15 protein-coding genes and 1 pseudogene are annotated in these 18,422 nt (G+C 72.2%); 6 read left to right on the top strand and 10 right to left on the bottom strand.

Annotation, left to right across the window (positions count from 1 at the left end; genetic code table 11):
- Positions 1–4: 4 nt before the first annotated feature.
- The 3 genes from ACIQBL_RS01980 to ACIQBL_RS01970 are packed head-to-tail and all read left to right on the top strand — an operon-like array spanning position 5 to position 3,553.
- Positions 5–1,567, top strand: coding sequence for a class I adenylate-forming enzyme family protein (locus tag ACIQBL_RS01980; RefSeq protein WP_401935717.1), 1,563 nt, complete (start codon positions 5–7; stop codon positions 1,565–1,567).
- On the top strand, positions 1,564–2,733 hold the full coding sequence (locus ACIQBL_RS01975; RefSeq protein ID WP_401935715.1) for an FAD-dependent oxidoreductase: 1,170 nt from the start codon (positions 1,564–1,566) through the stop codon (positions 2,731–2,733). Before ACIQBL_RS01980 ends, ACIQBL_RS01975 begins: the two co-directional genes overlap by 4 nt.
- A gap of 16 nt (positions 2,734–2,749) precedes the next feature.
- Positions 2,750–3,553: an aminotransferase class IV gene (locus ACIQBL_RS01970; RefSeq protein WP_401935713.1), complete on the top strand. Its 804-nt coding sequence runs from the start codon at positions 2,750–2,752 to the stop codon at positions 3,551–3,553.
- Between the two features lie 111 nt (positions 3,554–3,664).
- On the opposite strand, the gene ACIQBL_RS01965 is transcribed toward ACIQBL_RS01970, so the two are convergent.
- On the bottom strand, positions 3,665–4,147 hold the full coding sequence (locus tag ACIQBL_RS01965) for a carboxymuconolactone decarboxylase family protein (RefSeq protein WP_401935711.1): 483 nt from the start codon (positions 4,145–4,147) through the stop codon (positions 3,665–3,667).
- Positions 4,148–4,318: 171 nt separating this feature from the next.
- Between ACIQBL_RS01965 and ACIQBL_RS01960 the strand changes: the two genes are divergently transcribed.
- Both ACIQBL_RS01960 and ACIQBL_RS01955 read left to right on the top strand, forming a co-directional pair.
- The gene (locus ACIQBL_RS01960) at positions 4,319–4,816 is read left to right on the top strand and encodes a carboxymuconolactone decarboxylase family protein (protein ID WP_401935710.1); all 498 of its coding nucleotides are present in this window, start codon (positions 4,319–4,321) and stop codon (positions 4,814–4,816) included.
- Between the two features lie 79 nt (positions 4,817–4,895).
- Positions 4,896–5,618 carry an isocitrate lyase/phosphoenolpyruvate mutase family protein gene (locus ACIQBL_RS01955; protein ID WP_401935709.1) on the top strand — a complete coding sequence of 241 codons (723 nt, stop codon included), beginning with the start codon at positions 4,896–4,898 and terminating at the stop codon, positions 5,616–5,618.
- 6 nt (positions 5,619–5,624) lie between these two features.
- On the opposite strand, the gene ACIQBL_RS01950 is transcribed toward ACIQBL_RS01955, so the two are convergent.
- From ACIQBL_RS01950 to ACIQBL_RS01930, 5 genes and pseudogenes are all read right to left on the bottom strand, one after another.
- A complete protein-coding gene (locus tag ACIQBL_RS01950) occupies positions 5,625–6,572 on the bottom strand; it encodes an ABC transporter substrate-binding protein (protein WP_401935707.1) in 948 nt (315 codons plus the stop codon).
- Between the two features lies 1 nt (position 6,573).
- Positions 6,574–8,529: an ABC transporter permease gene (locus ACIQBL_RS01945; protein WP_401935706.1), complete on the bottom strand. Its 1,956-nt coding sequence runs from the start codon at positions 8,527–8,529 to the stop codon at positions 6,574–6,576.
- A 598-nt stretch (positions 8,530–9,127) separates the two neighbouring features.
- Positions 9,128–10,199: pseudogene (locus ACIQBL_RS01940) on the bottom strand (glycine betaine/L-proline ABC transporter ATP-binding protein); the annotation flags it as partial.
- Positions 10,199–11,728, bottom strand: a complete 1,530-nt coding sequence (locus ACIQBL_RS01935) for a GMC family oxidoreductase (protein ID WP_401935704.1) — start codon at positions 11,726–11,728, stop codon at positions 10,199–10,201. The pseudogene ACIQBL_RS01940 and the gene ACIQBL_RS01935, both read right to left, overlap by 1 nt.
- Positions 11,729–11,903: 175 nt before the next feature.
- Complete coding sequence (locus ACIQBL_RS01930; RefSeq protein WP_401935703.1) at positions 11,904–13,454, bottom strand: aldehyde dehydrogenase family protein; 1,551 nt, start codon at positions 13,452–13,454, stop codon at positions 11,904–11,906.
- A 248-nt stretch (positions 13,455–13,702) separates the two neighbouring features.
- Between ACIQBL_RS01930 and ACIQBL_RS01925 the strand changes: the two genes are divergently transcribed.
- Complete coding sequence (locus ACIQBL_RS01925) at positions 13,703–14,392, top strand: siderophore-interacting protein (RefSeq protein ID WP_401935701.1); 690 nt, start codon at positions 13,703–13,705, stop codon at positions 14,390–14,392.
- A gap of 94 nt (positions 14,393–14,486) precedes the next feature.
- Here the strand turns inward: ACIQBL_RS01925 and ACIQBL_RS01920 are convergent, their stop codons facing one another.
- The 4 genes from ACIQBL_RS01920 to ACIQBL_RS01905 form a co-directional block, all read right to left on the bottom strand.
- The gene (locus ACIQBL_RS01920; RefSeq protein WP_401935700.1) at positions 14,487–15,476 is read right to left on the bottom strand and encodes a malate dehydrogenase; all 990 of its coding nucleotides are present in this window, start codon (positions 15,474–15,476) and stop codon (positions 14,487–14,489) included.
- Positions 15,477–15,828: 352 nt separating this feature from the next.
- The gene (locus tag ACIQBL_RS01915; protein WP_401935698.1) at positions 15,829–17,079 is read right to left on the bottom strand and encodes a DUF2690 domain-containing protein; all 1,251 of its coding nucleotides are present in this window, start codon (positions 17,077–17,079) and stop codon (positions 15,829–15,831) included.
- A gap of 157 nt (positions 17,080–17,236) precedes the next feature.
- Positions 17,237–17,704: a helix-turn-helix domain-containing protein gene (locus ACIQBL_RS01910; RefSeq protein ID WP_401935696.1), complete on the bottom strand. Its 468-nt coding sequence runs from the start codon at positions 17,702–17,704 to the stop codon at positions 17,237–17,239.
- Between the two features lie 263 nt (positions 17,705–17,967).
- Positions 17,968–18,420: a DUF3017 domain-containing protein gene (locus tag ACIQBL_RS01905; protein WP_401935695.1), complete on the bottom strand. Its 453-nt coding sequence runs from the start codon at positions 18,418–18,420 to the stop codon at positions 17,968–17,970.
- Positions 18,421–18,422 lie beyond the last annotated feature (2 nt).

Here is an 18,422-nt window from a genome sequence, read left to right as displayed (position 1 = left end):
CCAGATGCGAGAGCAGCACCTCCCGCTCACCGATCGCGGGTTCTACCTGGGCCCGCTCTTCCGGCGGGCGGCGGAGCGCCACGGAGCCGTCCACGTCACCCTGGACCGGCCGCTGGACACCCATCCCGACCTCGGCGTCGACCTCACCTACGCGGCTCTCGCCGACGTCGTGGAGGAGCTGTCCGGCCGGCTGTGGCAGGCGGGGGTACGGCCCTCGGAGCGGGTGGTCGTGCACAAGACGGACAACGTCGACATCGTCCTGCTGACCTGCGCGATCTCCCGCATCGGCGCGGTACCGGCGCTGCTCTCCCCCGCGCTGGCCGGACCGGTCGTCGCGGAACTGGTGGGCCGGCTGCGCCGACCGTGGCTGGTCACCGACCGGGCCAAACTGGACGGTCCGCTCAAGGAGTCGGACCTCCCGGTGCGGGCGGTCCTGTCGGTGGACGAGGCGCCCGGGGCCGAACCCCTCACGAAGTACGCCGGTGCCGAACGTCCCGCCGCCGTGCGCCTGCACCCGCGCGAGCCCGCCCTGATCACGCACAGTTCGGGCACCACCGGCCTGCCCAAGCTCGCCGTGCACTGCCCGAACACCATGTGGAACCGGCTCATCCCGCAGCAGGCGATGGGCTGGCCCACGCGCGGCGAGACGGCGGCCCTGCACATGTCGTTCGTGCACTCGCGCTTCTACCACCTGCTCGGCGTCCTGCTGCGCTTCGGCAGCCCGCTGGTCCTGATCACCGACCCCGACCCGGCGGCGGTGGCACCGCTGCTGGTCCGGCACCGGCCCGGCATCGTCGAGACCCACCCCAACACCTTCGTCCTGTGGGAGGAGTTGGCCGACGCGCCCGGCGCACCGCTGTCGCGGGTGCGGTCGTACGGCTCGACGTTCGACGCGATCCACCCGCGCACGGTACGACGGCTGCTCGATGCCTCCACCCGGCGTGCGCCCTGGCTGCTCCAGCTCTACGGGCAGAGCGAGACCGGCCCCGTCGCCTTCCAGTGGTTCACCCGGCGCAGCGCCGCGCGGGCCGACGGGCGACGGGTCGGCATCGGGCTGCCCGGCTTCACCCGCGTCCGGGTCACCGGCCCCGACGGCCGGCCCACGGCGCCCGGGACACCCGGCCGGATCGAGGCCCGCACCCGGGGCCGGATCCTCACCTACCTCGGCATGCAGGACCGCTACGACCGTCAACTCCACGACGGCTGGTGGGAGATGGGCGACATGGGCTACCGCAGCCGGCTGGGCGCGCTGTACCTGATCGACCGCGAGATCGACCAGATCGACTCCGTGCACAGCAACCTGGAGGTCGAGGACGTGCTGATGGACCGGCTGGAGGAGCTGCGCGAGGTGGTCATCGTGCCCGGCGCGGACCGGGAGCCCGTGCCGGTGGTGTGCGTACGCGGCGAACGGGCGCTGGATCCGGAGCGCTGGCGAGAGGCGACGGCCGACCTGCCCGCGATGGCCGAGCCCCAGCAGTGGCGGTTCGAGGAGCTGCCGATGACGGCGACCTGGAAGGTGAAACGGGTGGAGATCACCCGGATGCTGGCGGCGGGCGTCCGCGCGTGAATCCGGTCGCGGTGGTCGGCGCCGGGCCCGTGGGCCTCTCGGCCGCGCTCGCACTGCGGGCGCGCGGACTGCCGGTCGTCCTGCTGGAGGCCGACCCCGAGGACCGCGAACGGCCGGGCAGCCGCGCCCTGTTCGTGCACCGGGAGACCCTCGCACTGCTGGACGGGATGCTGCCGGGCCTCGCCGCCGAGATCAGCTCCTACGGGCGGACCTGGCACACGAGACGGACCCTGTACCGGGGCCGCGAGGTGTACTCCCGCACCTTCCCGCCCCCGTCCGGCCCGCCGCCCTTCACCAGCCTGCGCCAGGTGGACACCGAGCGCTTCCTGCGCGCCGCGTGCGAGCGGGCCGGGGTGGAGTTCGCGTGGGACGCGCGCGTGACGGACGTCCGGACGACACCGACGGGCGTCTCACTGCGCTGCGCGGACGGACGGCAGCTGGACTGCCGGTACACGATCGCCGCGGACGGCGCCCACTCCGCCGTCCGGGAGGCGCTGGGCATCGCCATGGAGGGCAGCAGCGGCGAGGGCTTCCACGTGGTCGTCGACGTGGCCGATGTCCCGGGCGCCGAACTGCCGTTGGAGCGGGTCTTCCACTACGAGCATCCGGGCGTCGGCGGACGCAGTGTGATGCGGGTGCCCTTCACCGGCGGCTTCCAGGTCGACCTCCAGTGCCGAAACGACGACGCGCAGGAGGAGTTCGGGACCGAGGAGGCCGTACGGAGGTGGCTGCCGGCGGTCGTCGGTGACGGGTACGCCGAGCGTGTCCTGTGGGTGTCGACCTACCGTTTCCTGCGCAAGGTGGCCGCCACGTTCACCGACCCGCACCGGCGGGTGCTGCTCGTCGGCGAGGCGGCCCATCTCTTCCCGCCGTTCGGGGCGCGGGGGATGAACAGCGGGATCGCGGACGCGGCGGCGGCAGCCGAGGCGATCGCCACCGGCGCGGTAGAGCCGTTCGCCGAAGTACGGCGGGCCGCGGCGCTGTTCAACAGCGCGGCGGCCGGAGCCGCGCTGGACCAGCTGCGGCCCCGGCGCCGAATCGTCCGCGTCAAGCAGCGCACGGCGGCTGCGCTCGCGCCCGTGCTGCCGTGGTGCGGATCCTGGCTGGAACACGCGCCGTACGGGCCCCGCCACGGGGCGCTGGCCGTCGCGGGCCGCAAGTACTGAACGAAAAGGGGCAGTGGTGACTCAATCAGTTCAACCGGTCGTCGTGGAGGGCCTGTCGGCGTGGTCGCCGGGTCGGGGGCTGACCCCGGCCGGCACCTCCGGAGGGCGGCTGCTCGTCGCGGACTCCTGGCTGGTGCGGGACGGCAGGGTGCGTGACCTGGAACGGCACCAGGAGCGGTTCCTGCACTCCTGCGGCGAGGCCGGCGGGCCGCCGCTGAGCCGGCTGCTGCAGTTCTGGCGGGATATGACCGACGCGCTGCCACGCACCGGCGACTGGTTTCCGCGGGTCGAACTCGCCGCCGAATCAGGGGAGTTGCGGCTCCTCCTCCGGCCCGCGCCACCGCTCGGGTCCGGCGTGCGGGTCTGGGCGGCGGGCCAGTGCGATCCCCGGATCGTCCCCCGCCGCAAGGGCCCCGACCTGGACACCCTCGCCGGAGTCCGCAAGCGCGCCTCGGAGGAGGGCGCCGAGGAGGCGGTGCTCGTCACGCCCTCCGGCGTCGTGCTGGAGGCGGCCACCGCGAGCGTGCTGTGGTGGGAGGACGACACCCTGTGCCTGCCCTCGCCCCGGCTGCCGGTCCTGCCCGGAGTGACCGCCGCCCTGATCCAGGAACGGGCCCTGCGCACCGGCGTCCGCGTCGCCCACCGCGAGCGGACCGTGGCCGACCTGGACGGCCGCGAGGTGTGGCTGGTGAACGCGCTGCACGGCATCCGACCGGTCACGGCCTGGATGGGCGGGCTGCTGCGGACGGCACCGGCCGAGCGGGCGCCGGAATGGCAGAGGTGGCTGGAGAACACGGCGGAGCCACTGCCGGAGAAATAGCGAACCGCGGCGGGCGGAAAAGAAGCGGGCATCGGCAATTCCTGCCGATGCCCGTATTCGGCGTGCCATTCACCGCACGCTGTTCACCGCCGACCATTCACTGCGGGCCATTCATTTGGCCGGCTGATAACCGCCCGGCGCCATCCGTGTCGCGATCGCGATCCGGTTGTACGCGTTGATGACGGTGGCCGCCCAGATCAGTGCCGCGATCTGCGCCTCGGCGAAGACCTCCGCGGCCTCGGCGTAGACCGCGTCCGGTACGTGCCCGTCGTGGACCAGGGTCACAGCCTCGGCCAACGCCAGTGCGGCGCGCTCGCGTTCGGTGAAGAAGGGGGTCTCCCGCCAGGCGTTCAGGGCGTAGAGGCGCTGCTCGGTCTCGCCGGCGGCGCGCGCGTCCTTGGTGTGCATGTCGAGGCAGAAGGCGCAGCCGTTGAGCTGCGAGGCGCGGATCCTCATCAGTTCCAGGATTTCCGGTTCGACCTTGGCGTCCTGGGCGGCGGTCACGGCGGCGGCGTGCAGGGCGCCCATCGCGGCGGATACGTCGGGGGTGATTTTCTTCAGGCCCACACGGGTTATCGAATCACTGTTGCTCATACCCAGACTCTATCCATGGCACCGTATTCGGGAATGGGAAACAGCATGATTTCCGCGACGGCCCTTCGGTGCACCACGGCCCGCTCCGGGACACACCCGCCCGAATTGGCCCACGGTCACGCCCTCGAATTGGCCCATGCTCCTGGGTCGCCCGACACCTAGGGTCGAGGCATGACCACTGAGGAGACCCCCCGATACGCCCCCGAACACAGCCCCCGCCTGGACTGGGCCCAGCTCGCCCCCGAGGTCTACAAGGCGATGGCCCGCCTCGACGCCGCCAGCCGCCAGGGCCTCGACCCGACGCTGCTCGAACTGGTGAAGATCCGCGCCTCGCAGCTCAACCACTGCGCGTTCTGCCTCGACATGCACACCAAGGACGCCCTCGCGGCGGGCGAGAGCGTCGAGCGGATCATCCAGCTCGGCGCGTGGGAGGAGTCCCGGCACTTCTACACCGAGAAGGAACTGGCGGCCATCGAACTGACCGAGGCGGTCACGGTCCTGACGGACGGCTTCGTACCGGACGAGGTCTACGAGCGGGCCGCCAAGCAGTTCGAGGAGGCCGAGCTGGCACAGCTGATCGCCGCCATCACGGTCATCAACGCGTGGAACCGGTTCGCCGTGAGCACGCGGATGGTGCCGGGGCACTACGCGGCGGGGCAGCGCAAGTGACGGTGCGGACGCGGTTGTTGGACCGCAGCCGGAGCCGGGTGAGGGTCAACCGCCGTATCGAGCACGGGGGTTTCCAGCCGTGAGCAAGGTCGAGCTGTTCCGGAGTCTGCATCGGCGGCGGCTGCCCGGTGATCCGCTCGTGCTGCCCGGACCCTGGGACGCGGTGAGTGCGCGGGTGTTCGTGGACGCCGGGTTTCCCGCGCTCGCCACGCCCAGTGCCGGGGTCGCCGCCTCGTTGGGGTACGAGGACGGGGCCACGCCCGTCGACGAGATGTTCGCGGCGGTCGCGCGGATCGTGCGGGCCGTGGACGTGCCGGTGTCGGCGGATGTCGAGGGCGGGTACGGGCTCGCGCCGAAGGAGTTGGTGGAGCGGCTGCTGGAGGCGGGGGCGGTGGGGTGCAACCTTGAGGACTCCGACGGGGACGTCCTCAAGGACCCGCGGCGGCACGCGGACTGGCTCGCCGAGGTGCGGTCGGCGGCGGCGGACCGGCTGTTCGTCAACGCGCGCGTCGACACCTTCGTGTACGGCGACGGCGACCCCGAACGGGCCATCGAGCGGGCCGCGTTGTACGTCGCGGCGGGTGCCGACTGCGTGTATCCGATCTCGGCTCCGGCCGAGGTGCTGCCGTTGTTGCGGTCCGGTGTCCAGGGGCCCGTGAACGTGTTCGGCCGGCTGGACGGCAAGGGCCCCTCGCCCACCGAACTCGGTGAACTCGGGGCCACTCGCGTCACGTTCGGGGCGGGGCTCCAGGAGTGGGCGGCACTCGCCCTGGGCGGGATGGCCGGGCAGCTGAAGCGGTGAGCGGGGTCAGGACAGCCATGCCTTCCAGGTGGCGGGGTGGTTGTCCACCCACTTCTTCGCCGCGTCCGCCGGGGACAGCTTCTGGTCGGCGATCATCAGGGAGACCTCGTTCTGGTCCTCGGTCGTCCACCTGAACTTCTTCAGGAAGGCCGCCGCCTCGCCGCCCTTCTCCGCGAAGTCCGTGTTGAGGTATTTCTGCAGCGGGGTGCGAGGGTAGGCGCAGGCGACCTTGGCCGCGTCGGCGTCACAACCCTCCTTGTAGGCGGGGAGTTCCACCTCCGTCATCGGCACCTTCTCGAACAGCCACTGGGGTGCGTACCAGTAGGTCAGGAAGGGCTTCTTCTCCTTGGCGAACTGCTTCATCTGGGTGATCTGCGCGGCCTCCGAACCGGCGAACACCACTTGGTAGTTGAGCTTCAGGTTGGTCACCAGGGCCTTGTCGTTGGTGACGTAGGAGGGCGAACCGTCCATCAACTGGCCCTTGTCGCCGCTCTCGGCGGTGCGGAACAGGGACGCGTACTTGTCGAGGTTCTTCCAGTTCGTGATGTCCGGGTGCTGCCTGACCAGGTACGTCGGGACGTACCAGCCGATGTGCCCGGTCACCCCGAGGCCGCCCGCGCGCGTGATCGTCTTCTTGTCGTCGACGTAGCGCCTCTCCTGGTCGGGGTGGCCCCAGTCCTCCAGGATCGCGTCGACCCGGCCCTGGCTGAGCGCGTCCCACGCGGGGACCTCGTCGACCTGGACGGTGTCGACGCGGTAGCCGAGCCTGTGCTCCAACAGGTACTGCGCGACAGCCACGTTGGCCTGCGCGCCCACCCAGGACTGGACGGAGAGGGTCACGGTCTTCGCGCCCTGCGCGTTGGCGAAGGGCGAGGCCTGCTTGGTCATGTCGGCGGCACCGCAGCCGGTGAGCAGCACCAGCGACGCCACGGCAGCGGTCGTACGAACTCGCATGTCAGGCTCCCTTCTTGGTGCGGCGTTCCGTCGGCTGGGTCACCCGGTCGAGCATCAGGCCGAGGCAGACGATCGCCGCGCCCGAGACCAGGCCGGTCGCCAAGTCGCCCTGGGCCAGGCCGAACACGGCGTCGTAGCCGAGCGCGCCACCGCCGACCAGGCCGCCGATGATGACGACGGCGAGGACGAGCACCACACCCTGGTTGACGGCGAGGAGCAACGCCGGTCGGGCGAGCGGGAGTTGGATCTGGCGGAGCTGCTGGGCGCTGGTCGCGCCGAGCGAGCGGGCCGACTCCAGGGCGGCCGGGTCGACTTGGCGCAGCCCCTGTGCGGTGATGCGGACGACGGCGGGGAGGGCGTAGACGACGGCAGCGGCTACGGCGGGGGCGCGGCCGACGCCGAAGAGGGCGACGACCGGGATCAGGTACACGAACTGCGGCATCGTCTGGCAGACGTCGAGGACGGGGCGCAGGGCGCGTTCGAAGCGGTCGCTGCGGGCCGCGGCGATACCGGTCGCGAAGCCGAGGGCGAGGGTGACGGCCACGGCGGCCAGCACCTGCGACAGCGTGTCGAGCGACGGTTTCCACACGCCGAGGACACCGATCGCGGCCATGGCGAGGACGGCGGTGAGCGCGGTCCGCCAGGTGCCGATCACCCAGGCGAGGGCGGCGACGATCAGGAGCAGCGCCCACCAGGGCAGCCATTGCAGGCCGTCGCGTACGGGGTCCAGGACCCAGGTGGTGAAGTGGCCTGCCCAGTCGGCGGTGCCGCCGAGGTAGGGGACGCCGGAGTAGAGGTGCGCGGTCATCCAGTCGACGACGCGGTTGACCGGTTCGGCGATGCCAAGGGTCCAGCCGGCGGGCCAGCCCAGGGCGCCGCCGAGACGGACGGCCACCGCTGCGGCGACGGTGGCGCCGAGCGCGTACAGCCACGGGCGGAGACCGGTGCCCTGCTCCCCCGAGGGCTCGTCGGTCCGCTCACCCGCCGCCGCCGTGACCCGGTCCAGTACGACGGCCAGGAGCACGATCGGGATGCCGGCGGCCAGGGCCGCGCCCACGTCCACGGACGCGAGGGCCTGGTAGACGCGGTCGCCGAGGCCTCCGGCGCCGATGACGGAGGCGATGACCGCCATGGAGAGGGCCATCATGATCGTCTGGTTGAGGCCGAGGAGGAGTTGCCCGCGGGCCAGCGGGATACGGGCGGTCAGCAGGCGTTGGCGTCCGGTGGCGCCGAGGGACTCGACGGCCTCCAGGACCTCCGGGTCGGCGTCGCGCAGGCCCAGCGCGGTGAGGCGGGCCATGGGCGGGGCGGCGTAGACGACGGTGGCGAGGACGGCCGCGGGGACGCCGATGCCGAAGACGAGGACGACGGGGAGGAGGTAGGCGAAGGCCGGGAGCACCTGCATGGTGTCCAGGACCGGGCGCAGCGCGCGGTCGGCCCGCGCGGAGAGGCCGCCGGCGAGGCCGAGCAGCGCGCCCACGACGACCGACGTGAGCACCGCGACCGTCATCAGCGCGAGCGTCTGCATGGTCGGTACCCACATGCCGAGCAGCCCGCAGGCGAGGAACGCGACGCCGGTCCCGACCGCGAGCCGTGCGCCCGCGACCCGCCAGGCGACGAGCGCGCCGAACACGGTGACACCGGCCCAGCCCGCGGCGAGCAGCACCACGTACACGGCGCGTACGGACAGGACGACGGCGTTGCTGATGTAGCCGAAGAAGTAGAGGAACAGCGGGTGGCTGTCGCGGTTGTCGATGATCCAGTCGTTGGCCCGTCCCAGCGGACCGGACAGGTCGACGGTGAGCGCGTGCGGCCAACTCCCGCTGGACCAGTGCGCGTTGGCGAGCGGCACGAGGACCGCCGCGGCGAGCGCGAGGAGGAGGAGTTTGCGGGCGGCCCGGTGCCGGAGGACGGCGGGGAGGGCGAGGCGGGGGGCGGGTGCGGTGACCGCGGCCATCAAGCTGCCTCCTTGCCGGTGTCGGCGGGGTCCTTGCGGACGGCGGGGGCGGGGGCGTCGCCGGGGGTGGGGCCGGTGTCGTCTCCGGGGCCGGTACCGGGGCTGGGGCTGAGGCTGAGGCTGGGGCTGGGGCTGGGGCTGTCGCCGGTGTCGTCTCCGGAACCGGGGCTGACACCGGCGCCAGGGTCGTCTCCGGAACCGGTACCGGGGCTGGGGCTGTCGCCGGTGTCGTCTCCGGAACCGGGGCTGACACCGTCACCGGGGTCGTCTCCGGGGCCGGTGCTGACACCGTCGCCGTCGCCGGGGCCGACACCACTGCCGGGGCCGGTGCCAGTGCCAGTGCCCGTGCCCGTGGCGGCACCAGTGCCGGTGCCGGTGCCGGTGCCAGTGCCAGTGCCCGTGCCCGTGGCGGCACCAGTGCCGATGCCGTCGGCGGTGCCGGTGCCGGCATGCGTGCCGCTGCCGTCGCCCGTGGCGGTAGTCATGCCGGTGGCAGTGCCAGCACCGGTGTTGGCACCTTCCCCGGTGCCGGTCGCCATGACGGTCGCCGTGCCGGTCGCCATGACGGCACTTGCGCCGCCACCGCCCCCCGCACCACCCCCCTCCCCCGTCCCCGCGACCACCCCGAGCAGCGCGTCCGAGTCCACCATCCCGACGCAGCGGCCCTGGTCGACGACCCTCGCCGGGACCCCGGCGCGGGCGACCGCCTCGATGGCCTCGGAGACGGTGGCGCCCGGCGCGACCGCGGGACCGCTGCCCGCCCCGTGTGCCTCGGCCGCCGTCGCCGCGCGCATCGCCGTACGGACCGTCATGACGTCCGCGCGCGGTACGTCCCGTACGAACTCGCGGACGTAGTCGTCGGCCGGGGAGCCCACGATCTCCTCGGGGGTGCCGAGTTGGACGACGCGGCCGTCGCGCATGAGGGCGATGCGGTCGCCGAGTTTCAGCGCCTCGTTCAGGTCGTGGGTGATGAAGACCATCGTGCGGCCCTCCTCGCGGTGCAGCCGGACGACCTCGTCCTGCATGTCGCGCCGGATCAGCGGGTCGAGCGCGCTGAACGGCTCGTCGAAGAGGAGGACTTGGGGGTCGACCGCCAAGGCCCGGGCAAGGCCCACCCGTTGCCGCTGGCCGCCGGAGAGCTGGGCGGAGCGCCGTTGCTCCATGCCCTCCAGGCCGACCTTGGTGACGACCTCGGCGGCCCGGCGGCGGCGCTCGGCCCTGCCGATGCCCTGGATCTCCAGGCCGTAGGCGACGTTGTCGAGGACCGTGCGGTGCGGGAGGAGGCCGAAGTGCTGGAAGACCATCGCGGCGCGGTGCCGGCGCAGTTCCCGCAGCCGGGACCTGTCCATCGCGCGGACATCCTCGCCGTCGATGGCGATGGTGCCGGCGGTGGGTTCGATGAGCCGGGTGAGGCAGCGGACCAGGGTGGACTTGCCGGAGCCGGACAGGCCCATCACCACGAAGACCTCGCCCTTGCGCACGTCGAAGGAGACGTCACGGACGGCGGCGGTGCAGCCGGTGCGGGTGCGCAGGGCTGCGGCGTCGAGGGCGGTGAGTTCGGGGTCGGCCGGGATCCGGTCGCCCTTCGGGCCGAAGACCTTCCAGAGGCCCTCGACGGAGAAGACGGGGCCGGCCGGGGCGGTGGAGGTAGTCATCAGGCAGGTACTCATCACGCACCACCCCCGATCAGGTCCACGGCCCGTTCGCCGACCATGAGCACCCCGATCATCGGGTTCACGGCGGGCATGGTCGGGAAGACGGAGGCGTCGGCGACACGGATGCCGTCCAGGCCGCGGATGCGCAACTCGGGGTTCACTACGGCGAGTTCGTCGGAGTCGGCGCCCATGCGGCAGGTGCCCGCAGGGTGGTACACGGTGTGCGCGGCCTTGCGGGCGTACTCGCTCAGTTCCTCGTCGCCCGTGATGTCGGGGCCGGGGCACACCTCGCGCCTGAGCCAGCCCGCGAGTGGTTCGGTCGCGGCGATCTCGCGGGCGACACGGATGCCGTCGACGAGGGTGCGGCCGTCGTAGTCGTCCTCGTCGGTGAAGTAGCGGAAGTCCAGGGCGGGTTTGACCGCCGGGTCGGGGCTGGTCAGGAACAGCCGGCCACGGCTCTTCGGCTTGGGGATGTTCGGGGTCATGGAGACGCCGAACTCGGGGCGTTCGTAGCCGAGGCGCTCCGGGTTGTCGGTGAAGGGGACCTGGTAGAAGTGGAACATCAGGTCGGGGCCCGGGAGTTGGGGGTCGCGGCGCACGAACAGGCCCGCGTCGGAGTCCATCGCGGAGTTCTCCGGGATCGGCCCGTTCGTCTCCCAGACGATCACCGACTCGGGGTGGTCGAGCAGGTTCTCGCCGACGCCGGGCAGGTCGACGGCGACCGGGATGCCGAGTGCTTCGAGGTCCTCGCGGGGGCCGATGCCCGAATGCAGGAGCAGACGCGGGGAGTCGACGGCATCGGCGCACAGGACGACCTCGCGGCGAGCGCGTACGAGGAGTTCCTCGCCGTCCTCGGTACGGACGTGCACGCCCTCGGCGCGGGTGCCGTTCAGCTCCAGGCGGTGTGCCCAGGTCTCAAGGAGGATGGTCAGGTTGGGGCGCTCGTCCATCACCGGGTGCAGATACGCCACGGACGCGCTCGACCGCTTGTTGTCCTCGGGGTGGTAGGCGAGGTCGAAGAAGCCGACGCCGTCCGTGAACGGCGCCTTGTTGAAGCCCTCGACGCGCGGGACGCCGAGCGCTTCCCGGGCCGCGTCGACGAAGTCGCGGGCGACGGCGTTCCGGTCCTTCTCGTCGACGGGGACGATGTTGTTGAGGAGGCGGGCGTAGTACGCCTCCATCGCCGTCGCGCCCCAGCCCTTCGCGCCGGCCGCCTCCCACTCGTCCCAGTCGGACGGCAGCGGCTTGAAGGCGATGAGGGTGTTGTGCGAGGAGCAGCCGCCGAGTACGCGGGCGCGGCTGTGCCGGATGTGGGAGTTGCCGCGCGGCTGTTCGGTGGTGGGGTAGTCGTAGTCCAGGTCGCCGCCGAGGAGGTCCGTCCAGCGGCGCAGGGTCAGTACGTCCTCGCGGCCGACGTCGGTGGGGCCGCCCTCGATGACGGCGACGGTGACGTCGGGGTTCTCGGTGAGGCGGGAGGCGATGACGGAGCCTGCGGTGCCGCCGCCGACGACGACGTAGTCGTACGTGTGATCGTTCTCGGGCATGGGAGCAACTCCGGGTGGGGGTGGTGTTGTTGGGTGCGGGTGCGTCGTGGCTGGTCGCGCCCACGCGGCGGGGCCGCATGTCGACACAGCCCCGCGCCCCTAGGTGGGCTGGGGTTGGCGGGGTCAGTAGGTCGCCGGAATCAGCGAGCCGCCGGAATCAGCAAGTCGGCCGGAATCAGCCCGCGAACCAGCGCACCGGCCTCGGCGCCAGGTTCTGGTAGACGTGCTTGGCCTCGCGGTACTCGGCGAGGCCGGAGGGGCCCAGTTCCCGGCCCACGCCGCTCTTTCCGAAGCCGCCCCACTCCGCCTGCGGGAGGTAGGGGTGGAAGTCGTTGATCCAGACGGTGCCGTGCCGCAGCCGTCCCGCGACGCGTCGGGCGCGGCCCGCGTCGGCGGTCCAGACGGCGCCCGCGAGGCCGTACTCGGTGTCGTTGGCGAGGGCGACCGCCTCGTCCTCGGCGCGGAAGGTCTCGACGGTGAGGACCGGTCCGAAGACCTCCTCGCGTACGACGGTCATCTCGCGGTGGCACTGGTCGAGGACGGTCGGCTCGTAGAAGTAGCCGCCGGCGGGGCGTTCCGCGGCGGGCTCGGGGCGCCTGCCGCCGGAGCGCAGCACCGCGCCCTCGGCGAGGGCACCGGCGACGTACGCCTCGGTCCTGGCGCGCTGCTGCTCGGAGACGAGCGGGCCGCACTCGACGCCGTCCTCGGTGCCGCGGCCGAGCCTGATCTTCGCGGCGCGGCGGGCGAGTTCGGCGACGAAGCGTTCCCTGACGGTCTCCTCGACGATGAGCCGGGAGCCCGCCGAGCAGACCTGGCCGCTGTGGATGAAGGCCGCGTTGAGGGCCTGGTCGACGGCGGTGTCGAAGCCCTCCTCGGTGGCGCAGGCGTCGGCGAAGACGACGTTGGGGTTCTTGCCGCCGAGTTCGAGGGCGACCTTCTTGACGCTCACGGCGGCGGCCTGCGCCACCTTCGTGCCGCTGGTCAGGCCGCCGGTGAAGGAGACGAGGTCGACGTCGGGGTGCTCGGCGAGCCGGGCGCCGACCGAGTGGCCGGGGCCGGTGACGATGTTGGCGACACCGGCCGGGAGCCCGGCCTCGACGAGCAGGTCGATCAGGGCGATCGTCGTCAGCGGGGTGATCTCGCTGGGCTTGACGACGAAGGTGTTGCCGGCCGCGAGGGCGGGCGCGATCTTCCAACTCGCCTGGAGCAGCGGGTAGTTCCAGGGGGTGATCAGCGCGCAGACGCCGACGGGTTCGTGGACGACGACGCTGTGGACGTCGGGCGTGCCCGCGTCGACGACCCGGCCGGGGGCCTCGGCGGCGACGAGGTCGGCGAAGTAGCGGAAGGCGTCGGCGACACAGTCGATGTCGACCCGGCCCTCCTCCACGGTCTTGCCCGCGTCCCGGCTCTCCAGCAGGCCGAGCTTCTCGCGGTCGCGCACGAGCAGGTCGGCGACGCGGCGCAGCAGGGCGGCGCGCCCGGCGGCGGGCGTGCGCGGCCAAACACCCTCACCAGCGCCGCCCTCTCCGCCCTCTCCGCCGTCGAAGGCGGCGCGGGCGGCGGCGACGGCTATGTCCGTGTCCTTCTCGTCGCCCTCCGCGACCACGGCGAACGGCAGCGCGTCCGCGGGGTCGATGATCTCGCGGGTCGCCCCGGAGACCGCTTCCCGCCACTCGCCGCCCGCGTGAATGGTCTTGCGCGCCTGCTGTTCCGTACTGTCCGCCATGATCGGTACTGCCTTCCGTTCCTGTTCAGCGCCCCAGCGTCACCTAACTGTCGCTCTCGGGGACTGCGAGCGCCTGCCCGGGAGGTCCGGATGCATGCGCGATCCCTGGCCGGAAGTGGGCCGGATCACTGAACAGGGGAACAAACACCACACGTACTATCGCGTCTGCCGAGGAACGCGTACTATCGCGTCCAGTGCGCCCCTGATCGCCAACTCCCCTCACACGCACCCCAGTTGAGGAGCCACCCGTGCCGACCGCCCTCCTGAACCCCGTCCTCGACCTGCTGACACTGCGAGGCGTCGTCACCGCCGCCGAGCCGATCACCGCGCGGATGCGCCGGCTGCGGATCGAGGGCGACGCGCTCGCCGGGCTCGACGTCCGGCCCGGCCAGCAGGTACGTGTCCTGGTCAGCGGCCTCACCCTGCGCACGTACTCCGTGTGGCGCCACGACCCGTCCGGCGCCGTCGAGTTGTGCGTGCTGGACCACTCCGAGGGGGGACCCGGGGCCCAGTGGGGCAGGAGCGTCGGCGTCGGCGACCAGGTGCGCCTGCGGAAGCCCGAGGGCACCTTCACCCTGCGCCCCGACGCCGCCCATCACGTCTTCGCCGGCGAGGAGACGGCCTCCGTCGCCTTCGGCGCGATGCTGGGCGCGCTGCCCGAGGAGGCGCGGATCTCCGGCTGCGTGGAGACGGAGAAGGACGAGGACCGCCTCCCGGTGGCGCACTCCGCCCGCCTCGACTGGCTGACCAGGGGCGGGACTTCGCTCCCGGACGCGATACGGCGGCTCGCCCCGGCGCCGGGCGGCATCGCGTACGTCGCCGGGGAGGCCCGTACCGTGCAGCAGGTCCGGCAGGTCCTCGTACGGGAGTTGGACTGGGACCGGCGGTCCGTCCTCACGAAGCCGTTCTGGGCGCCGGGGAAGCGGGGCATGGAATGAGGCGGGGTATGGAACAGGGCCCCGCTCCGGTCGGAAACCGGAGCGGGGCCCGTGAAAGCTCGTGACCGAGCCCTCAACTACCCGTAGGAGGTGCTCAGATGAGGCCGAGCGAGCGGACCGCCTCGCGCTCCTCCTCCAGCTCCTTCACCGACGCGTCGATGCGGGCGCGGGAGAACTCGTTGATGTCCAGGCCCTGGACGATCTCGTAGACGCCGTCCTTCGTGGTGACCGGGAAGGAGGAGATGAGGCCCTCCGGGACGCCGTAGGAGCCGTCGGACGGGATGCCCATGGAGGTCCAGTCGCCGTCCGCCGTGCCGTTGACCCAGGTGTGGACGTGGTCGATGGCGGCGTTCGCTGCGGAGGCCGCGGAGGACGCGCCGCGGGCCTCGATGATCGCGGCGCCGCGCTTGGCGACGGTCGGAATGAACTCCTCGGCCAGCCACTTCTCGTCGTTCACGGTCTCGGCGGCGTTCTTGCCGGCGACCGTGGCCTGGAAGATGTCGGGGTACTGGGTGGCGGAGTGGTTGCCCCAGATGGTCAGGCGCTTGATGTCGGCGACCGTGGTGCCCGTCTTCTTCGCGAGCTGGGTCAGCGCGCGGTTGTGGTCCAGGCGGGTCATCGCGGTGAAGCGGTCGGCCGGTACGTCCGGGGCGGCGGCCTGCGCGATGAGCGCGTTGGTGTTGGCCGGGTTGCCGACGACGAGGACCTTGATGTCGTCCGCGGCGTTGTCGTTGATGGCCTTGCCCTGCGGCTTGAAGATGCCGCCGTTCGCGGAGAGCAGGTCGCCGCGCTCCATGCCCTTGGTGCGGGGGCGGGCGCCGACGAGGAGGGCGACGTTCGTGCCGGCGAAGGCGACGTTCGGGTCGTCCGTGATGTCGATGCCCTGAAGGAGCGGGAAGGCGCAGTCGTCGAGCTCCATCGCCGTGCCCTCGGCGGCCTTGAGGGCCGGGGTGATCTCCAGGAGACGCAGCTTGACCGGCACGTCCGCGCCGAGCAGCTGGCCGGAGGCGATGCGGAAGAGCAGGGCGTAACCGATCTGGCCGGCCGCGCCGGTGACGGTGACGTTCACGGGAGTGCGGGTCATGGCGTTCTCCGTTATGACAGCTGGCGGTGGGGCGGCACTGCCCCGGGGTGCGAGACGTACAAATGATCGATCTCTTGGCATCAAGAGATCCACCGGTCAGGCTATCGCGCATCCGGGATCCCCGGCTGCCGGGTCCGTGTGGCCCGCCCCACAGAGCACGGAACAGGGTCGGACCGGTGCGCGGAACAGGGTCAGGACCGGTGCACGGAAAAGGCGGCCGTCCGGTCGGGAGAGGAGCACCGGACGGCCGCCGTGGGGGTACCGGGTCAGCCGGACTCCCGTGGGGGTGAGCACCGCCTTCCCCGCTCGGGAGCGGGCATTCCCCCGTTCACAGAATCCCCACACACAGGGCCTAGGCCGTGCACCCCTTCTTCCCCGTCGCCAGCGTCACGCAGGCCTTCGCCCCGCCCGCGTCCTTCACGGCCACCATCGGCGTGTAGGCGATGTTGTCGCCGGTCGCCGTGATGCTGTCGGTCTCCTTGACCGTGCCCGCGCTCACCTGCACGGAGTCCCCCCGCACACCCGCGGTGATACGGCCCCAGGCGGCCCCGCAGGTCTTGCTGTAGCGGACCTCGACGACGGTCGTGCCGACGGTGGCCGTCCTGGCCGTCGTCACCGCGCCCGCGTCCGAGGTGCAGCCCATGGCCTCCGCGTCCTTGCCGGTGCAGCCCGCGCCGACGCACTTCACCCCGGCCGGCAGATCGGGGTTCGTGCTGACGGACGGCGAGGCCGAGGTGTGCGTGGCGCCGGTCTTCTTGTCCCCGCCGCCGTGCAGGGTGAAGCCGTGGTGGGTGAACAGGAACACGGCCGCGATCACCACCAGCACCCCGACGACCCCGGCCCCGAACATCAGCACCCGCCGCCTGGCACCACCCGCCCCGCCGGACGCCCCCGGCCGGGACACCGGCATCGGTTCCCCGAACGATCCGGACGCGGAGCCGGAGAGTCCGGACGCGCCGAACGATCCAGCCGCTCCGGACGCCTCCGGTATACGACCCGGCCGGCCGGACTGCGCCTGCTCCGCCGCGGAGCCGCCCGCGCCGCCCCCACCGCCGGACTGCGCGGGGCCCATGTACCCGGCCATCCCCCACGAGTTGCCGACCTTCGAGACACCTTCGCGTACGTCACTGTCGGGCGCCGCCGGCTGCGGCGGCACCGTGGGAGACACTCCCGCCGGACCCGCGATCCCCGGGGCCGCGGTGGCGCTGCCACCCGTGCGGGCCGCCTTGCCGCCCTGAACCTTGCCGCTCGGCGTGCTCGGCGCGCTCGCCGGGGGCGCCCCGAACTCCCCCAGCGCGGCACGCGCCTGGGAGATCCGGATCGCCTCCATGGTCATGTCATGCCGCATCTCCGACCGGCTCCATGAACGCTCGGCGAGCTCCCACATCGTGGTCAGATGAACGGGATTGGCGCCGGTGACCTCGGCCAGGGCGACGATCGCGCCCTTCGGTGCGAGGAGCCGGCCGTTGAGATAACGGTCCCAGGACGTCTTGCTGTAGCCGGTGCGGTCGGCCACCGCCGCGATGCTCAGGCCGCTGCGGTCCACCAGCCGGCGCAGCTGGCTCGCGAACTCCCTGACCTGCGGATCGAGTTCATCCGGCAAGGCCCTCCAACGAGGCATTGCTTCCCCCCTCATTCCCCCTGCTGCGTACTGACTGCTCCCCCGCGCCCTGCTCCCTCGTACCCCTTGGTGCCCTGTGCCCTGAATTGCCCACGCTAACGCCGCTGTTGGTCGTCTTCGTTGCTTATCCGCAAACTTGTCAATACATCGACGCAAGGGCCACGACTCCCACGACAACCGTGAAGAGCAGGAGAAGCAACAGCACCAACGCGTACCGGAGCAGCCGTCCACCGGGCCCGGGTCCGCGCCCCGCCTCCTCCGGCGGTGTGTCCCACCAGGGCAGGGTCGGATCGTCCCGGTACTCCTCCCCGCCCTCCACCCGGTCCGGGACCGTCGCCGGGCGGGGCCAGGCCTGGACCGCCAACTCCCAGCGCACACCGATGCGTTCGGGGTCGACGCCCGCGACCCGGCACAGGGCGACGACGGCCTGCCGGGGCGGGGGCTGGGTGGCGTTGAGATAACGGTGCCAGGAGGACTTGCTGTACGCGGTGCGCGCGCCGAGGGCGACCAGGCTCAGCCCGGTGCGGTCCTTGAGGAGACGCAGTTGCTCCACGAAGTTCCGTACCTCCGCCGGCAGATCGTCCGGCAGCGGCTGCCAGCCGCCCATCGCCCCTCCACCGCCCGTCCGCTCACTCGCCCGCCCCACGTGCCCGTTCCGAGCGAAATGACGACGCCGGAAGGGGAACGGTTCCGTCATCGTGATGTGGTGCGCGCCGCGTAGCGAAACGGTCACTCCCCTGCCACAGCGCGCCGACAGCCGTTGAACGGCGGGCTCACAGCGCGGCAGGCTGACCACAGACGGCGGCGCGTCCTTGCTCGGGGGAGGGGACGGGCCGCCGTCGTGCGTCACGAACCGCGGGGCGCGGGAGGCTAGTTGCTGTTGACCGTGTAGTGCAGCGTGTCCTTCAGGTACGGGATCGTCAGCCACGGCTTCGGCTGCGCCATCATCGCCAGCAGGACGATCGCGAGGCCGAGCACGGCGTAGGTGACGATGTCGGTGAAGCGGGAGCGGACGGCGAGCATGCCGACGTCCGGGACCACCCAGCGCAGCACCGCGCCGGCCAGCAGGGCGGCGCCGATGAGCAGGGTGCCGTAGCGGAAGACGTCGAAGGCGGTCAGGAGGAGGCCGAGGCCGACCGTGCACAGGACGGCGAGGATCGGCCACTGGCGGGCCGGGGCCGGGGCGGCGCCGGACGCGGCCCGGCCGCCGCCCTCGGGACGGGCGGTGTCCCGGGTGAAGAGGGGGAAGCGGCGCGTGGTGCGGCGCGGTACCCCCTCGGCGTCGGGCGCGCTGACCGGGTCCGTGACCTCGATGTCGTCCACAC

Origin of the sequence: Streptomyces sp. NPDC088350, from assembly GCF_044753545.1 — a bacterium.
Classification (GTDB): Bacteria; Actinomycetota; Actinomycetes; order Streptomycetales; family Streptomycetaceae; genus Streptomyces.
This window is presented reverse-complemented; position numbering and strand designations above follow the sequence as displayed.